Below are 17247 nucleotides of genomic sequence, written 5' to 3' on the forward strand. Positions count from 1 at the left end.
TGAAAGCCATATGTTCAGTTGTCCAAATTGCAAAGGGAAAGATATTGGAAAAATAGGTGTCAACCAATTTTATTGCTGGAACTGTTATATTGAATTATCGGTTTCAAAGGGGAAAATCCATACGCATCAAGTAGAAGAAGATGGCTCGCTTAGTTCTCTTGATGATTTATTTGATGAGAATGAACGAACCATCGGATAATCAAAAGGGGGATTTACTTTGAACGTACGCAATTCATTAATCGCATTAGGTATTGGAGCTGCGGCATATCAATATGCACGTAAACAAGATATGTTTTCAAAGCGCAATATGAAAAGAGCGCGTAAAATGATTAAGTCTTATCTATAATTATTTCTACAAAGTGAAAAAACTCCCTTATTCATTAGGGAGTTTTTCATGTGCTCGTATATAAATAAAATAGTCCAATTTCAGAAAAAAGATAAGAAAGTCCGTAACATCCAACGCCGAGAACTCCGTAATACCATAGCTGTTTCGCGCGTTCTTTTCGCGTTGAACGTGTGAAAAGTCCTTTCCAAATGCCAAAGCCAATGCAAACCCATTCTAGTATCATGAATAGTGCTGAAAGAATCAACATGAACCAAACCATTTTATTCCTCCTTACCTATTTGTAAGCCTACCGAAATGCTTGTCCGTATGATGTTAAATATATGTAAGTTTTTTTAAAACAGTATGGTCCGCACGAAATTATTTTAGTCCAGTTATTTTTTTAAAGTTTTGCACATAACCTTCTCTATTTCTTTTCAAAATAAGAGGGGAGGAGGTTTTTCATTTGAAGAATCTTAAAATTATTTGGATCTATCGATTAGGATTATTGTTATTAGTGTTTCTATGTTTACTCGTTTTTTTAAAAATCAAGCCATTATGGGCGCCGATTATATTTGTTTTTAAAGTAGCGATTACACCATTTTTTATTGCTTGTTTCATTGCGTATTTACTGCATCCCTTAATTGAAAAATTACATAAAGAAGGAATGCCACGGACGCTTGCAATTTTGCTTATTTATATTCTTTTTTTCGGTGGTCTTGGCTATGGGATTTATAAAGGGACACCGATTGTTATTAATCAGTTACAGGAAATTAATAAGCAATTCCCTCAATTTCTAAAAATGTATGATTCATGGATGGATGGTGTAACAGAACAAACAGATAATTTTCCCTCGTTTATTCATGAGAAAGTAAAACAAATTTTTGTTGGAATCGAAATGAAGTTACAGGCGTTATTAAATAAAGTGATGAGTACGGCCCGCGGTGTACTTGATTCATTGCTTATCATTTTCTTAATTCCGTTCATTGTATTTTACATACTGAAAGATTATGGGGAATTTTATCATATTTTTTGGAAGTTGATTCCGAGTAAATGGCGTGGTACAGGACAAGTATTGGCAAAAGAAATTGATAAGTCATTAGGGAGCTATATTCGCGGGCAATTATTTGTTTGTTTAATTTTAGGGAGTGTGTCCGCCCTTGCATTTTGGTTTATCGGTATGAAGTATCCTTTACTGCTTGGTATCATTGTTGGAATTACCGATATTATTCCTTACTTTGGACCAATTTTAGGGGCGATTCCAACATTGATGATTGCAGCAACGATATCCACAAATCTTTTTATTAAAGCGGGTATAGCTCTTGCTATTTTACAATTCGTTGAAAGTAATATTTTATCGCCGTATATTGTTGGGAAATCGCTTCGTATGCATCCGGTTGTGATTATGTTGGCATTGCTTGTTGGGGGAGAAATAGGTGGGATTGTCGGTCTTTTGATATCAGTGCCTATTTTAGCTGTGATTCGAACAGTCGTTGTTCATATAAAGCCGCTCTGGAAACATTGACAAATGGAAACGGATTCGCTACAATTTTGGCATATAGCATAAACTTATATAAGTTTATATAATAAATGTATAGTATATGATTTTAAATTGATGACGGAACGAGTATGTCACAGTCCATTTTTAGAGAGAAACTTCCATCGGCTGAAAGAAGTTTTAAATGAAGGGTGACAGAACGCTAATCCTGAGAGCAGCTAATCCCTGCCGTCTTGCCACGTTACGGCGCCATGAGGTGATGAACCGAGATTGTAAAGATCGGTTCATAATTAGGGTGGTATCGCGAGTTAACTCTCGTCCCTTTTATAGGGACGGGAGTTTTTTGTTTTTATGGAATTTCTTAAAGGAGGAAATATAGATGAAACAATTAACAGGAGCACAAATTCGTCAAATGTTTTTAGACTTTTTCGAGGAAAAAGGGCATGCAATTGAACCAAGTGCATCATTAGTTCCGCATGAGGATCCATCTCTTTTATGGATCAACAGTGGTGTAGCAACATTAAAGAAATACTTTGATGGCCGTGTAATCCCGCAAAACCCACGTATTACGAATGCACAAAAATCAATTCGTACAAATGATATTGAAAACGTTGGGAAAACAGCTCGTCACCATACATTCTTTGAAATGTTAGGAAACTTCTCAATTGGTGACTACTTTAAAGAAGAAGCAATTACATGGGCTTGGGAATTCTTAACAAGCGATAAATGGATTGGATTCGATAAAGAGTTACTATCTGTTACAATTCATCCAGAAGATGATGAAGCATTTGCAATTTGGAATGAGAAAATGGGTGTTCCGAAAGAGCGCATTATTCGTTTAGAAGAAAACTTCTGGGATATTGGTGAAGGCCCAAGTGGACCGAACACAGAAATTTTCTATGACCGTGGTGAAGCTTACGGCAATGATTTTAGTGACCCAGAATTATATCCAGGTGGAGAAAATGAGCGTTATTTAGAAGTGTGGAACCTTGTATTCTCTCAATTTAACCATAATCCAGATGGCTCATATACGCCACTTCCAAAGAAAAACATCGATACAGGGATGGGTCTAGAGCGTATGACATCTATCGTTCAAGATGTACCTACAAACTTTGATACAGACCTATTTATGCCAATGATTGGTGCAACAGAATCAATCTCTGGTGAGAAGTATCGCAATGGCGATGTAGAAAAAGATATGGCGTTTAAAGTGATCGCTGACCACATTCGTACAGTAACATTCGCTGTAGGTGATGGTGCTCTCCCTTCTAATGAAGGCCGTGGTTATGTATTACGTCGCTTATTACGCCGCGCTGTACGTTATGCGAAGAAATTAAACATTAACCGTCCATTCATGTTTGAATTAGTACCGGTTGTTGGCGAAGTAATGAAAGATTTCTATCCAGAAGTTCTTGAAAAGAAAGATTTCATTGCAAAAGTTGTAAAAAATGAAGAAGAGCGTTTCCATGAAACTCTTCATGATGGCGAAGCAATTTTAGCAGAAGTAATTGCAAAAGCGAAAGAAGAAAAAACAACTGTTATTTCTGGAGTAGACGCGTTCCGTCTATACGACACATACGGCTTCCCGATTGAATTAACAGAAGAATATGCAGAAGAAGCTGGTATGACAGTTGATAATGAAGGCTTTGAAGCTGAAATGGAAAAACAACGTGAGCGTGCACGTGCTGCTCGTCAAGACGTTGATTCTATGCAAGTTCAAGGTGGCGTACTTGGAGAAATTAAAGTAGCGAGTGAATTCGTTGGTTATGGTACAGTTGCGGTAGAAAGTAATGTTGTTGCGCTTGTGAAAAATGGCGAGTATACAGATAGCTTACAAGCAGGAGAAGAAGGACAATTAATGCTTGATGTAACACCATTCTATGCTGAGAGCGGTGGACAAATCGCAGACCGCGGTTATCTTCTTGCTGACGGTGTAAAAGTCCTTGTAAAAGACGTACAAAAAGCACCAAATGGTCAAAACTTACACAAAGTAGTTGTAGAAGAAGGTACATTAACAAAAGAAGCAGCTGTAAAAGCTGTTATTGATACGAAGAACCGTAGCAGTGTTGTGAAAAACCATACAGCAACTCACCTATTGCATCAGGCACTAAAAGATGTACTTGGAACACATGTTAACCAAGCTGGTTCTCTTGTAACATCAGAACGCTTGCGCTTTGACTTCTCTCACTTCGGTCAAGTACAAGCTGACGAATTAGAAAAAATTGAGCGTATTGTAAACGAGAAAATTTGGGAAAGTATTGATGTTGAGATTTCTCAAAAAGCAATTGAAGAAGCAAAAGAAATGGGTGCAATGGCATTATTCGGTGAAAAATACGGAGATGTTGTACGCGTTGTCCAAGTTGGGGATTACAGCTTAGAACTTTGTGGTGGTTGTCACGTTGATAACACAGCATCTATCGGTATTTTCAAAATTGTTGCTGAGTCTGGTATCGGAGCAGGAACGCGTCGTATTGAGGCAGTAACTGGTAAATCTGCATATGAGTTAATGAACGACCAAGTAGGTTTATTAAAAGAAGCTGCAGGGAAAATGAAAACAAATCCGAAAGATATTTTAACAAGAGTAGATGGTCTGTTTGCTGAAGTGAAACAACTTCAGAAAGAGAATGAATCCCTTGCTGCTAAATTAAGTAACATTGAAGCAGGAAGCTTAACAGATTCAGTGCTTACAGTTGATGGAGTGAATGTATTAGCAACAAAAGTAAATGTGGCAGACATGAATAACTTACGTACAATGATGGATGACCTGAAAAATAAATTAGAGTCTGCAGTCGTTGTATTAGCAGCTGTAAATGATGATAAAGTGAATATTCTAGCAGGTGTAACGAAAGATTTAATCGAACAAGGTTACCATGCAGGTAAACTTGTGAAAGAAGTTGCTTCTCGCTGCGGTGGTGGCGGTGGTGGCCGTCCTGACATGGCTCAAGCAGGCGGTAAAAACCCAGCGCAAGTGGATGAAGCTTTAGCATTTGTAGAAGAGTACGTTAAATCTGTTTCAAAATAAAGAGAGAGTAGTGTACAATAGTAGGGAGAGGAGAAATTCTTCTCCCTATACTTACTACTTATAAGTGAGGTGCTTAAAATGGACGGTTTTGATAAAACAATGAAGTTTAACTTTCAAGATGAAAAACAGAGTGTCCATGTAAATGATGTACTTTTAACTGTGTATGATGCACTTCAAGAAAAAGGCTATAATCCGATTAACCAAATTGTCGGTTATTTATTAAGTGGAGACCCAGCATACATACCTCGTCATAAAGATGCACGAAGCATTATTCGCAAGTTAGAACGTGATGAATTGATTGAAGAGCTTGTGAAGTCTTATTTGAAACAACATCGTGAGGAGTAGTTTATGCGGATATTAGGTTTAGATGTTGGTACAAAAACAGTCGGTGTTGCGATTAGCGACGAAATGGGCTGGACAGCACAAGGCTTAGAAACGATTAAAATCAATGAAGAACGAGAAATTTTCGGTTTTGATCGGGTTTCTGAGTTAGTAAAACAGTACAATGTGGACAAGATAGTAGTAGGATTGCCCAAAAACATGAATGGTACGATTGGTCCACGTGGTGAAGCGTGTCAGCGATATGCTGAAAGTTTGCGTGAACTTCTGCAATTAGAAGTTGTATTGTGGGACGAGCGTCTGTCAACAATGGCAGCGGAACGTCTTCTTATTTCGGCTGATGTAAGTCGAAAGAAGCGGAAGCAAGTTATCGATAAGATGGCGGCAGTCGTGATTTTACAAGGATATTTAGATAGTAAATAAGAGGTGACCAAAATGGAAGAAAATCAAATTACAATTGTAGACGAAAAAGGAAACGAACATTTATGTGAAATTATTTTCACTTTTGATGCTGAAAAATTTGGGAATAAATCTTATGTAGTCTTCTCACCAATTGGTGAAGTTGATGAAGATGGAGATCCAATTTACGATGCAATGGCATATGAGCAAAACGAAGAAGAGTCAGGTGGAACATTACTTCCAATCGAATCTGAAGAAGAGTGGGAAATGGTACAAGAAATGTTTAACACGCTTGCTGAAGAAGAAGAGGACGAAGAGTAATTTAGGTGAAAAGATGGACTGTACATACTACAGACCATCTTTTTTTGTATTCTTGTGCAAAATGACAGATTTTTTGTCGAAACTACATAATTGTTTATAGTATAATGAGACGGATTGTATAAAACAAAAACTATCTGCAAATGAATGAGTTTTGCTTTGGGTTTGTAGGGCATTGTATAGAGGGAGTACATATGGTCTACAATGGAATAAGGAGGAAGAATTTTGATAGAGAATCAAGTAAAGAAGAAACGTAGACGTAGTTTTCTAATTGCGATTATTGCGCTACTCGTAGTCTGCGGGTCTGTCTATGTGTATATTTCATCTGCGTTACAACCAGTTGATAGCGAGAATAAAAAAGAGATTGAAGTAGAGATTCCAAAAGGTTCATCTACAAGTAAAATTGGAGAGATTTTGGAAGAAAAAGGCGCAATTAAAAACGGTACAGTATTTAGTTTTTATGCAAAAGCAAAATCTAAAAATTTGCAAGCTGGTACCTATTTATTGAACTCGTCAATGAATGTAGAAGAAGTAATGGAACAAATGTCATCAGGTAATGTACATCGCCCAGTTGCTTATAAACTGACGATTAAAGAAGGCGCACAAGTTGTTGAGATTGCCGATATCATTGCGAAAGAACTGAAATGGAATAAAGATGATGTTGTGCGTCAATTAAACGATAAGGCATTTATTCAAAAGATGCAGCAAAAGTATCCGGTATTATTAACGAACAAAATTTTTGATGGGAATATTAAGTATCCATTAGAAGGTTATTTATATCCAGCAACGTATTCTTTCTATAAAAAAGATACGACTTTAGAAGAAATTGTAACGCCGATGCTTGAAAAAACGAATGCATTAATTGTTCAAAATGAGGCGAAAATGAAAGAGAAGAAGTGGGATGTTCATCAGCTTTTAACATTGTCTTCACTCATTGAAGAAGAGGCGACTGGTTTTACAGACCGTCAAAAAATTTCTAGTGTCTTTTACAATCGTTTAGCTAAAGGGATGCCACTCCAAACAGATCCGACAGTATTATATGCACTTGGAAAGCATAAACAACGTGTATTGTATGAAGATTTAAAAGTAAATTCACCTTATAATACATATGTTGTAAAAGGGTTACCTGTTGGTCCGATTGCTAACTCTGGTAAGCATTCTGTGCAAGCAGCGTTAGAACCAGCGCGAACAGATTATTATTATTTCTTAGCAGCACCAAGCGGTGAAGTGTATTATGCGAAAACGTTAGAAGAACATAATGCATTGAAACAAAAATATATTACACAAAAGAAATGAAAATAGGAGGGAGCGCGAAAAGGGTCGCATATCCCTCTTTTTTATGGTAAAATATATCGGGTTAAAAACTGGCAGAAGAATCGTTTTTAATATCAAAACGGGACGTACAAGCTAAGGATGAAGCTGGCTTGTATTTTTATTGCATTCTATGTGTGAAAAGACAAAGACTGACACGTCATAGAGGCACTTCTCCATGTAAATAAGGAGGACTATTTATGGAGGATGCAGTTAACGAATACCTATTATCATTTATCGATCCAAAAGATGAACTGATTCTTGAAATGGAACAGTATGCAAGCGAAAATCATGTGCCGATTATGGATCGTCTTGGAATGGAATTTATGTTGCAATTTTTACGTTTAATTGGACCGACAAGCATATTAGAGCTTGGAACAGCAATCGGTTATTCTAGCATTCGTATGATGCAAGCTATTCCAAATTCCCGAATTGTGACAGTAGAACGCAATAGCGATCGATATGAAAAAGCACTTGAATATATAGAGCGTTCTCCTGTAAAAGAACGTATTTCCGTTATTTATGGTGATGCACTAGAAACAGGCGAGCAAGTGAAAGAACATGGAACATTTGATGTTATTTTTATTGATGCCGCAAAAGGACAATATCGTCGCTTTTTTGACTTATATGAACCGTTATTAAATCCGGGTGGTGTGATTATTTCGGATAATGTTATGTACCATGGACTTGTAACGACAAAAGAGAAAATCGAAAATAGACGTACACGTGGTTTGATTCGTCGTATTAAGACGTATAATGAATGGCTTATGAACCATGAAGGATATGATACAACCATTTTTCCAATTGGTGATGGAGTAGCCGTGAGTAAAAAGAGAGGGTGACGAAGGTATGAAAAAACCTGAATTGTTAGTAACGCCAAGAACATTGGCGGATATTGAACCTCTTGCAAAAGCAGGGGCAAGTGCCGTAATGATCGGTGAACAAAAATTTGGTTTACGTTTAGCAGGGGAATTCTCACGTGATGATGTGAAAGAAGCTGTGAGCATTGCGCATGAAAATGGTATGAAAGTATATGTAGCGATGAACGCTATGTTTCATAACGACAAAGTAGAAGAATTAAAAGACTACGTTGCATTCCTACAAGAAGTACATGTAGATGCGGTTGTTTTTGGAGATCCAGCAGTATTAATGACTGTACGTGAAGTAGCACCAAATATGCAAATGCACTGGAATACAGAAACAACAGCAACAAACTGGTTCACATGTAACTATTGGGGTCGAAAAGGCGCAAAACGTGCGGTACTTGCACGTGAATTAAGTTTAGATGAAATTGTTGAATTAAAAGAAAATGCTGAAGTCGAAGTGGAAGTACAAATTCACGGTATGACATGTATGTTCCAATCAAAACGTTCATTAGTAGGAAACTACTTTGAGTATCAAGATCGTAATCTAGAAATTGAGAAGAAAAAGTATGAAGAGAATATGTTCTTGCATGATCCAGAGCGTAATAACAAATATCCAATTTATGAGGATGCAAATGGTACTCATATTATGAGCCCAAATGATATTTGTTTCATTGATGAGTTAGATGAACTAATCGATGCTGAAATTGATAGCTTGAAAATTGACGGCGTATTAAAAAGCTCTGCGTATATTATTGAAGTAACAAAGAAATATCGTAAAGCTATTGATTTATGTGTAGAAGATCGCGATGCGTATTATGACATGAAAGACGATTTATATAAAGAGATAGAAGGAATACAACCAGTAAATCGTCCGTTAGATACAGGATTCTTCTTTAAAGAAACGGTTTACTAAACGAGGAGGGTGTAGGATATGACTGTACAAGAAATTTCACGAGTAATCGATGGAAAACGCGTTATTGTGAAAAAACCTGAACTGTTAATCCCTGCAGGTAATTTAGAAAAATTAAAAGTAGCTATTCATTACGGTGCAGATGCTGTATATTTAGGTGGACAAGAATTCGGTCTTCGTTCAAATGCAGGGAACTTTACGCTAGAAGAAATGGCAGAAGGCGTAGAATTTGCAAAGAAATACGGTGCGAAAATATATGTAACAACAAATATCTTTGCACACAATGAAAACATGGATGGATTAGAAGATTATTTAAGAGGGATTGAAAAAGCTGGTGTAACAGGTATTATTGTTGCAGACCCTCTTATTATTGAGACGTGTAAACGTGTAGCACCTTCTGTTGAAGTACATTTAAGTACACAGCAGTCTCTATCCAATTGGAAAGCAGCGCAGTATTGGAAAGAAGAAGGCTTGCATCGTCTTGTATTAGCTCGTGAAGTCGGCTATGAAGAAATGAAGGAAATTAAGGAAAACGTTGATATTGAAATTGAAGCGTTCGTCCATGGGGCAATGTGTATTGCATACTCTGGAAGATGTACATTAAGTAACCATATGACAGCACGTGACTCGAACCGTGGTGGTTGTTGCCAGTCTTGTCGTTGGGATTATGACTTAGTTCAAACAGTATCACAACATAAAGAAGCAGAAGAACTTCCTTTATTCCAAGAAGGTGATGCACACTTTGCAATGAGTCCAAAAGACTTAAACTTGATCCTTTCGATTCCGAAAATGATTGAAATTGGTATTGATAGCTTGAAGGTTGAAGGACGCATGAAATCTATCCATTACGTGGCAACAGTAGCAACTGTGTACCGTAAAGTAATTGATGCGTATTGTGCAGATCCTGATAACTTTGAGTTTAAACAAGAATGGTTAGATGAGCTTGATAAATGTGCAAATCGTGATACAGCGCCTGCGTTCTTTGAAGGCGTTCCAGGATACCAAGAACAAATGTATGGAAATCATAGTAAGAAAACAACGTATGATTTTGCTGGTTTAGTGTTAGATTATAATGAAGAAACAGGCATTGTTACGTTAGAGCAGCGCAATTACTTCAAACCAGGACATGAAGTTGAGTTCTTTGGGCCAGAAATAGAAAACTTTACACAAACGGTGGAGAAAATTTGGGATGAGGATGGAAACGAATTAGATGCGGCGAGACATCCGTTGCAAATCGTGAAATTCAAAGTGGATCAACCAGTGTATGTGAATAATATGATGCGAAAAAGCATACATCAATAAGAAAGAGTGGTAGTCGAATGGGGACGAATAAGCCGGTTGTAATTGGAATTGCTGGTGGTTCAGGATCAGGTAAAACAAGTGTAACAAAAGCAATTTTTGATCAATTTCAAGGTCATTCCATTTTAATTTTGGAGCAAGATTATTATTATAAAGATCAAAGCCATTTGCCAATGGAAGAGCGTTTAAAAACAAATTACGATCATCCGTTAGCATTTGATAATGACTTATTAATTGAGCACTTACATCAGTTGCTTGCATATAAGCCGGTTGAGAAACCCGTATATGATTATACATTGCATACACGCTCAGATGAGATTATTCCAGTAGAACCAAAAGATGTAATTATTTTAGAAGGGATTCTAATCTTAGAAGACCCACGTCTTTGCGATTTAATGGATATTAAAGTGTTTGTTGATACGGACGCTGACCTTCGTATTTTACGTCGTATGCAACGTGATATAAAAGAGCGCGGTCGTACAATGGATTCCGTTATTGAGCAATACGTAAATGTTGTACGCCCAATGCATAATCAATTTATTGAGCCTTCTAAGAAATTTGCGGATATTATTATCCCAGAAGGTGGACAAAATCATGTTGCAATTGATATTATGGTTACAAAAATTGCAACAATTCTTGAAGAAAAAGTGAATTTGTAATAGCATAGTAAAAGATATCCGATAGGAAGGGATTTTTTCCCTTCCTATCGAATACAATGAAACATGCCAACCTCATCTATCTATAGATGAGGGCATATTTATATGAACTTTCCATACATATCTTCTTTATATGAGGAAGAATTGGAAAAAACACGGGGTTGTATGTGACAACTCCGCTAGTGCGTGTGTGCTAGAAACCTCCGCTATAAAGATAAAGCGGAGGAGTTTTCATATTGAACTCCTCTTTTTTTCGGGGGATTGGTATATAAAAGGAGTGGAAAACATGGCAACAGAAAAAACATACCCTATGACGCAAGAGGGTAAACAAAAATTAGAAAACGAACTTGAGCAATTAAAAACAGTAAGACGTAAAGAAGTTGTAGAACGTATTAAAATCGCGCGTAGCTTCGGTGATCTTTCTGAGAACTCGGAGTACGATGCAGCGAAAGATGAGCAAGCATTCGTAGAAGGTCGTATTACACAACTTGAAAATATGATTCGTAACGCAGTTATCATTGAAGATAATGGTGAAGAATCTACAGTTGTAACATTAGGTAAAACAGTAACATTTAAAGAATTACCAGATGGAGACGAAGAAGCTTACACAATCGTTGGTAGCGCAGAAGCAGATCCATTTGAAGGAAGAATTTCTAACGATTCTCCAATTGCAAAAAGCTTACTAGGTAAGCAAATTGGTGAAAAAGTAGCAATCCAAACACCAGGCGGAGAAATGCAAGTAGAGATTATCTCTGTAAAATAATAGAAAAGGTTCACTCCTAGAGTGGACCTTTTTTATTATTTCGCTCTTTTATTATCCCATTACTCCCCAGGATTCTGAGTGAAAACTGCAGAGTAAGTAAGGACTACTGAAGTTGCTCAAAATTCAGGTTTAAATGTGGAAACTTAGAAATCAGTTTTTGAAAAATATGCAAAGCAACCTGTCAGCCAATAAAAAACAATTACATCATATAGGAATGAATAACATTTCGCTTTGTATAAAAGGACTAACACCTCGTCTAAACTGAAAAAAGACGAGGTGTTTTTGTATGAAAATTAAGAAGAGAATTATCATCATTTTACTATGCTTTACATGCACGATGCTTTTATTACTTGGTAGGTTAGCGCAAATACAACTTGTAGCGACGGAATCATTTACAGATAGGCATATTAATTTGATTGAAAAAAGTGTCACACAACGTACACAAGCAGTCACAGTAGATGATGGTAGGGGGCATTTTATTGATCGGAATGGAGAAGATCTTGGAGAAGAAAGATATCCAGTTTTAATTGTTTTTCCATTTTTACAAATAAAAAATGACATGTTACAAAAAATTGCGCATATCATTGGTGTGTCAAGGCAAGACATAAATCTGCAAATGAAAGGCAAACGAAAACCATTTATATTTCGAAGAGGTGATAAACCGTTTCAATTAACGAAAGAACAGATGGAAAAGGTGAACCGCACGGATATGTTAGGCATGGTCGCAACTGAAGTAAGAATAAAACAATCATCTGAAGCAGAGCATCTTATCGGTGTAGTCGGGGAAAATGAGAAGGAATTTAAAAAACGATATGAGGGACTAAAACAAATATCTAGCCAAACACCGATTGGTATTTCTGGATTACAGCAATCGTTTGATGAGTTTTTAATGACTGATGGTGAAACGAAAGTGCTGTATCAAGTAGATAGACAGGGGGAACCGATTTTTGGAAAACGTGCGAAATATACATCTCCTGGAAATCCCTTTTATCCCGTTACGATTCAAACAACGATAGAAAAATCGTTGCAACAAAAAGCAGAAGAACTCGTGCAGAAACATGGAATCAAAAAAGGGGGAATCGTATTACTTGATGTAAATGCAAGTGAAATTGTAGCAATGGTGAGTAAACCGTCCTTGCAGATGAACAATCAAAATACATATAAGAAAAGAATAGAAAACCAAATGCTAACACCGCATTTTCCTGGTTCTGTTTTTAAAACAGTTATTGCGGCTGCAGCAATCGATAATGATATGATTCAATCTCATCGTAAGTTTAACTGTGATACAGATCCGTATGGAGAAAATATCCCGCAGGTTACGATGGGGAAGTTAAGCTTTACAGAAAGTTTTGCTAGGAGTTGTAACAGGACATTTGCAGTGCTTGGTGACGAATTGATGCAAAAAGATAAACATGTAATGGAAACGTATTTAGAGGCGCTAGGAGCGAGTAGGGCGGTAGGATGGAAAGGGAAAGTATTTCATACGCCTAGGTTTAAACAATTGATAGAAGAGAAAAAAGCAATCGTTTGGAATGGGGAAGAAAATAAGGTAAGTCACAAAGCAATCGCTCAAACGGCGATTGGGCAAAAAGATGTCAGAATATCCCCTTTAGCTGTGGCAAATATGATGGCGACGATCGCAAGGAATGGAGAGAAGAGAGAAGTAAAAGCTGTAAAAGAAATACGTTACAAAAATGGAACAAAATTTTTAAATTTTGAAGATCATAAACTGGAGGGGCGACAACTCTCTTATCGTACAGTGAAACAAGTGCAATCTTTATTAAGGAAAGTCGTAACGATGAAAAAAGGAACAGGTGCTACTTTTCAGTCATTACCAGTATCTGTTGCTGGAAAAACTGGGACGGCACAAACAGGAAAAGAAGATCGCGTAAATCGTTGGTTTGCGGGTTATTTTCCGTACGAAACCCCAAGATATGCGCTAGTAGTTGTTGATTTAGAAACGAATAATAAAGAAAATACTGTAACACCGATTTTTAAAGAACTTGTAGAAGAGATTGTTCACTTGGAAAACAGAAGGTAATCTTGCAATTTATTATCAAATGTTTTCATTTCGTGAAAATATTACTGTAGTTGTTCAACCTTTTAAGATTTAATGTTACAATAACAAGTAGGAAAAACTGCATGGAGGTTTGAAGAATGGCAGGAGGATCTAGATTCCAACAGAAACAACAAAAACGTCGTCAAAACGGTGTTTTAAATATTGCGATTGCTATCGTGTTGTTAGCAGTACTTGTTGTAGCGTACCAAGTATTCTTTACTTCTGATACAACAGAACAAGCGTCTTCTCAAGACAAAAAAGTATCTCAGGAAACGAAGAAAGAAAATAAAGCTGAGAAAAAGAACGAGAAAGAAGAACAAGCGAAAATAGACGAGCAGAAGAAGAAAGAGGAAGAAGAGAAGAAAAAGGCTGAAGAAGAGAAACAAAAAGCTGAGGAAGAAGCAAAAGCAAATGAAAAAGTACCAGCTGAAAAAACACAGTCAAACGCAACAGATGCGTACACAAATCCTTCTTGGAAGCCAGTAGGTACAACGCAAGGTGCGACACCTGCGATGACATTTAAAATAGGCTCAGCAGATTGGAATGAAATGAAACAAGCAATTTCCTCTGCAATTGAGGTTCCGGTGGAGCAACTAACTGTTCACCGTATTGGAAATAACGGTAAGCAAAAAGCATACGGTAATGTCCAAGATAAACAAAGCGGTAAAAGATATTATGTAAATATTGATTGGGTAGAAAATGAAGGCTGGAAACCAGTACTTGTTCAAACTCTAAACTAAAAAAGAGAAAGGTTCTTAAGAACCTTTCTCTTTTTTAGTTAGCGTAATTTTTTTAATTTGAAATGAACAACTGCACTATAATAAGGTCTCTTGCTTTCAGGATCCATAACCATTTGATGAGAAATATGATGAACTTCCAGCATAAGTGCTTTGTTATTGTCAATTTGCTCGTTAATTTTCTTTTCTAAGGAAACTAAGTTTGATGCTTCAAAAAATTCTACTTTATCTTCCAGCATTTCAAAGGTAAATGACACAAAAAACGCTCCTCTCCATATAATCAATTTAAGTGTAACAAAGAAAAGAAGGAAATACCATTTCCGTTTCAATTGACATTTTTGTAAAGAAAGCATATCATACTGATAAAACCGATAAGAAAAAGGGGAATTTTATATGGGTACAGAATTTAACGGTTTATTTGATGAGTGGGCTCATACGTACGATTCATTCGTACAAGGCGAAGATATACAATATAAAGAAGTTTTCGCTCGTTATGAGGAGATTTTAGAGGATGTAGTAAACAAATCATTTGGAAATGTATTAGAATTTGGTGTTGGTACTGGCAATTTAACAAATAAATTATTAGTTGCTGGCCATACTGTTTACGGCATAGAGCCGTCACGTGAAATGCGTGCTATTGCAAAAGAAAAATTACCGAAAGAATTTTCAATTACAGAGGGAGATTTTCTGGAATTTGATGTCCCAGATGCTATTGATACCATTGTAAGCACCTATGCATTTCATCACCTAACAGATGATGAAAAAGATGTGGCAATTGCGAAATATAGTCAATTGCTTCATAAAGGTGGTAAAATAGTGTTTGCTGATACGATATTTGCAGATCAAGAAGCGTATGATAAAACTGTTGAAACCGCAAAACAAAGAGGGTTCCATCAGCTAGCCAATGATTTGCAAACAGAATACTACACACGTATTCCAATCATGCAATCTATTTTTGAAAACAATGGCTTCCATGTAACATTCACGAGATTAAATCATTTCGTTTGGGTAATGGAGGCAACTAAGCAATAGAAAGAGGGATTAGATTGAGAATTGCTGTAATTGGAGCAATGGAAGAAGAAGTACGTATTTTACGTGACAAATTAGAACAGGCAGAAACAGAAACTGTTGCAGGTTGTGAATTTACGAAAGGGACATTAGCAGGACATGAAGTAATCTTGTTAAAGTCTGGTATTGGTAAAGTAAATGCAGCGATGTCAACGACAATTTTATTAGAGAGATATCAGCCTGAAAAAGTAATTAATACAGGTTCAGCTGGTGGATTCCACCAATCTTTAAATGTTGGGGATGTTGTTATTTCAACAGAAGTTCGCCATCATGACGTGGATGTAACTGCGTTTGATTACGAATATGGTCAAGTGCCAGGGATGCCACCAGGATTTAAAGCTGATGAAGCATTAATAGCACTAGCAGAAAAATGTATGAAATCAGAAGAGAACATTCAAGTTGTGAAAGGAATGATTGCAACAGGAGATTCATTTATGAGTGATCCAAACCGAGTTGCAGCAATCCGTGATAAATTTGAAAATCTTTACGCAGTAGAAATGGAAGCAGCAGCGGTTGCGCAAGTTTGTCATCAATACAAAGTTCCATTTGTAATTATTCGTGCACTTTCTGATATTGCTGGTAAAGAATCAAACGTTTCATTTGATCAATTTTTAGATCAAGCAGCTCTTCATTCTACGAACTTTATTATAAAAGTACTAGAAGAGTTAAAGTAATGTAACAAAAAGGCAACTGTCTCATATAAAGAAAATACATACAGTTGCCTTTTCTTTATTGGCAAATAAGGAGGAGAACACGGTGAAGGTGTATCGCGGGATTCATGAATTAATCGGTCATACACCGATTGTAGAAATTACTCGGTTTTCACTTCCAGAGGGCGTTCGTTTATTTGCAAAGCTTGAATTTTATAATCCAGGTGGAAGCGTGAAAGATCGTTTAGGAAGAGAATTGATTGAAGATGCACTAGCAAAAGGACTTGTTGCGCAAGGTGGAACGCTTATCGAACCAACTGCAGGAAATACCGGTATTGGACTGGCACTTGCTGCACTAGAGCATGATTTACATGTTATAGTTTGTGTACCAGAAAAATTTAGCGTTGAAAAACAAGAGTTAATGAAAGCGCTCGGTGCAACGGTTGTGCATACACCTACTGAACAAGGGATGACAGGTGCAATTGCGAAGGCAAAAGAATTAGTAAAAGAAATTCCAAACTCATATTCTCCAAGTCAATTTGCAAATGAAGCAAATCCACGTGCCTATTTCAAAACATTAGGACCTGAGCTGTGGGAAGCGCTAGATGGAGAGATTAACATATTTGTGGCAGGTGCAGGTACTGGGGGTACATTTATGGGAACTGCGTCTTATTTAAAAGAACAAAACCGTGAGATTAAAACGGTGATTGTAGAACCGGAAGGATCTATTTTAAATGGTGGTGAAGCAGGTTCACATGAAACAGAGGGAATCGGTCTTGAATTTATTCCACCATTTTTAAAGCCATCATATTTTGATGCAATTCATACTATTTCTGATCGAAATGCATTTAAACGTGTGAAAGAGTTAGCGCAGAAAGAAGGGCTTCTTGTAGGTAGTTCTTCGGGAGCGGCATTTCATGCAAGCTTATTAGAAGCTGAAAAGGCAAAATCAGGTACAAACATTGTAACGATTTTTCCAGATAGCAGTGAGCGTTACTTAAGTAAAGATATATACAAAGGGTGGGAATAA

The 17247-nt window shown here is 36.9% G+C and carries 20 protein-coding genes and 1 other annotated feature; of the genes, 18 read left to right on the forward strand and 2 right to left on the reverse strand.

Annotated elements, in window-relative coordinates:
• The first annotated feature begins 10 nt into the window (after positions 1 to 10).
• Both KFD70_RS17620 and KFD70_RS17625 read left to right on the forward strand, forming a co-directional pair.
• Positions 11 to 199: a hypothetical protein gene (locus KFD70_RS17620; protein ID WP_000490499.1), complete on the forward strand. Its 189-nt coding sequence runs from the start codon at positions 11 to 13 to the stop codon at positions 197 to 199.
• An 18-nt stretch (positions 200 to 217) separates the two neighbouring features.
• Positions 218 to 346, forward strand: coding sequence for a YrzQ family protein (locus tag KFD70_RS17625; RefSeq protein ID WP_098490228.1), 129 nt, complete (start codon positions 218 to 220; stop codon positions 344 to 346).
• Positions 347 to 392: 46 nt separating this feature from the next.
• Here the strand turns inward: KFD70_RS17625 and KFD70_RS17630 are convergent, their stop codons facing one another.
• Entirely contained in the window at positions 393 to 605 is a 213-nt protein-coding gene (locus tag KFD70_RS17630; protein ID WP_336450196.1) for a hypothetical protein, read from the reverse strand.
• 183 nt (positions 606 to 788) lie between these two features.
• On the opposite strand from KFD70_RS17630, the gene KFD70_RS17635 reads away from it, so the two are divergent.
• The 13 genes from KFD70_RS17635 (at position 789) to KFD70_RS17695 (ending at position 14502) form a co-directional block, all read left to right on the forward strand.
• Positions 789 to 1847: an AI-2E family transporter gene (locus KFD70_RS17635; RefSeq protein ID WP_336450195.1), complete on the forward strand. Its 1059-nt coding sequence runs from the start codon at positions 789 to 791 to the stop codon at positions 1845 to 1847.
• Positions 1848 to 1928: 81 nt separating this feature from the next.
• Positions 1929 to 2146 (forward strand) — a binding site (T-box leader).
• Between the two features lie 53 nt (positions 2147 to 2199).
• Entirely contained in the window at positions 2200 to 4842 is a 2643-nt protein-coding gene (alaS, locus tag KFD70_RS17640) for an alanine--tRNA ligase (protein WP_336450194.1), read from the forward strand.
• Positions 4843 to 4920: 78 nt separating this feature from the next.
• Positions 4921 to 5187: an IreB family regulatory phosphoprotein gene (locus KFD70_RS17645; protein ID WP_000348589.1), complete on the forward strand. Its 267-nt coding sequence runs from the start codon at positions 4921 to 4923 to the stop codon at positions 5185 to 5187.
• 3 nt (positions 5188 to 5190) lie between these two features.
• Positions 5191 to 5604 carry a Holliday junction resolvase RuvX gene (ruvX, locus tag KFD70_RS17650; RefSeq protein WP_336450193.1) on the forward strand — a complete coding sequence of 138 codons (414 nt, stop codon included), beginning with the start codon at positions 5191 to 5193 and terminating at the stop codon, positions 5602 to 5604.
• Positions 5605 to 5616: 12 nt separating this feature from the next.
• Positions 5617 to 5901 (forward strand): DUF1292 domain-containing protein, encoded by a 285-nt coding sequence (locus KFD70_RS17655; protein WP_336450192.1) that lies wholly within the window; start codon positions 5617 to 5619, stop codon positions 5899 to 5901.
• 222 nt (positions 5902 to 6123) lie between these two features.
• Positions 6124 to 7194, forward strand: a complete 1071-nt coding sequence (gene mltG, locus KFD70_RS17660) for an endolytic transglycosylase MltG (protein ID WP_336450191.1) — start codon at positions 6124 to 6126, stop codon at positions 7192 to 7194.
• A 215-nt stretch (positions 7195 to 7409) separates the two neighbouring features.
• Positions 7410 to 8051 carry an O-methyltransferase gene (locus KFD70_RS17665; RefSeq protein WP_286115205.1) on the forward strand — a complete coding sequence of 214 codons (642 nt, stop codon included), beginning with the start codon at positions 7410 to 7412 and terminating at the stop codon, positions 8049 to 8051.
• Between the two features lie 7 nt (positions 8052 to 8058).
• Entirely contained in the window at positions 8059 to 8988 is a 930-nt protein-coding gene (locus tag KFD70_RS17670) for a peptidase U32 family protein (RefSeq protein WP_336450190.1), read from the forward strand.
• Between the two features lie 18 nt (positions 8989 to 9006).
• Positions 9007 to 10287, forward strand: a complete 1281-nt coding sequence (locus KFD70_RS17675) for a peptidase U32 family protein (protein WP_336450189.1) — start codon at positions 9007 to 9009, stop codon at positions 10285 to 10287.
• Between the two features lie 17 nt (positions 10288 to 10304).
• Entirely contained in the window at positions 10305 to 10943 is a 639-nt protein-coding gene (gene udk / locus KFD70_RS17680; RefSeq protein WP_336450188.1) for a uridine kinase, read from the forward strand.
• Between the two features lie 283 nt (positions 10944 to 11226).
• Positions 11227 to 11703, forward strand: a complete 477-nt coding sequence (gene greA / locus KFD70_RS17685) for a transcription elongation factor GreA (RefSeq protein ID WP_017150713.1) — start codon at positions 11227 to 11229, stop codon at positions 11701 to 11703.
• Between the two features lie 286 nt (positions 11704 to 11989).
• Complete coding sequence (locus tag KFD70_RS17690) at positions 11990 to 13744, forward strand: peptidoglycan D,D-transpeptidase FtsI family protein (RefSeq protein ID WP_431613251.1); 1755 nt, start codon at positions 11990 to 11992, stop codon at positions 13742 to 13744.
• 116 nt (positions 13745 to 13860) lie between these two features.
• On the forward strand, positions 13861 to 14502 hold the full coding sequence (locus KFD70_RS17695) for a YrrS family protein (RefSeq protein WP_336450186.1): 642 nt from the start codon (positions 13861 to 13863) through the stop codon (positions 14500 to 14502).
• A gap of 38 nt (positions 14503 to 14540) precedes the next feature.
• On the opposite strand, the gene KFD70_RS17700 is transcribed toward KFD70_RS17695, so the two are convergent.
• Positions 14541 to 14756, reverse strand: a complete 216-nt coding sequence (locus KFD70_RS17700) for a YrzA family protein (protein WP_174098915.1) — start codon at positions 14754 to 14756, stop codon at positions 14541 to 14543.
• Positions 14757 to 14892: 136 nt separating this feature from the next.
• Here KFD70_RS17700 and KFD70_RS17705 point away from each other — a divergent pair, with 136 nt between their 5' ends.
• The 3 genes from KFD70_RS17705 (at position 14893) to KFD70_RS17715 (ending at position 17247) form a co-directional block, all read left to right on the forward strand.
• On the forward strand, positions 14893 to 15531 hold the full coding sequence (locus KFD70_RS17705) for a class I SAM-dependent methyltransferase (RefSeq protein ID WP_336450185.1): 639 nt from the start codon (positions 14893 to 14895) through the stop codon (positions 15529 to 15531).
• A gap of 14 nt (positions 15532 to 15545) precedes the next feature.
• Positions 15546 to 16241 carry a 5'-methylthioadenosine/S-adenosylhomocysteine nucleosidase gene (gene mtnN, locus KFD70_RS17710; RefSeq protein WP_016116419.1) on the forward strand — a complete coding sequence of 232 codons (696 nt, stop codon included), beginning with the start codon at positions 15546 to 15548 and terminating at the stop codon, positions 16239 to 16241.
• Positions 16242 to 16323: 82 nt separating this feature from the next.
• A complete protein-coding gene (locus tag KFD70_RS17715; RefSeq protein WP_336450184.1) occupies positions 16324 to 17247 on the forward strand; it encodes an O-acetylserine dependent cystathionine beta-synthase in 924 nt (307 codons plus the stop codon).

This window comes from Bacillus pfraonensis (assembly GCF_050768835.1).
Taxonomy (GTDB): domain Bacteria; phylum Bacillota; class Bacilli; order Bacillales; family Bacillaceae_G; genus Bacillus_A; species Bacillus_A pfraonensis.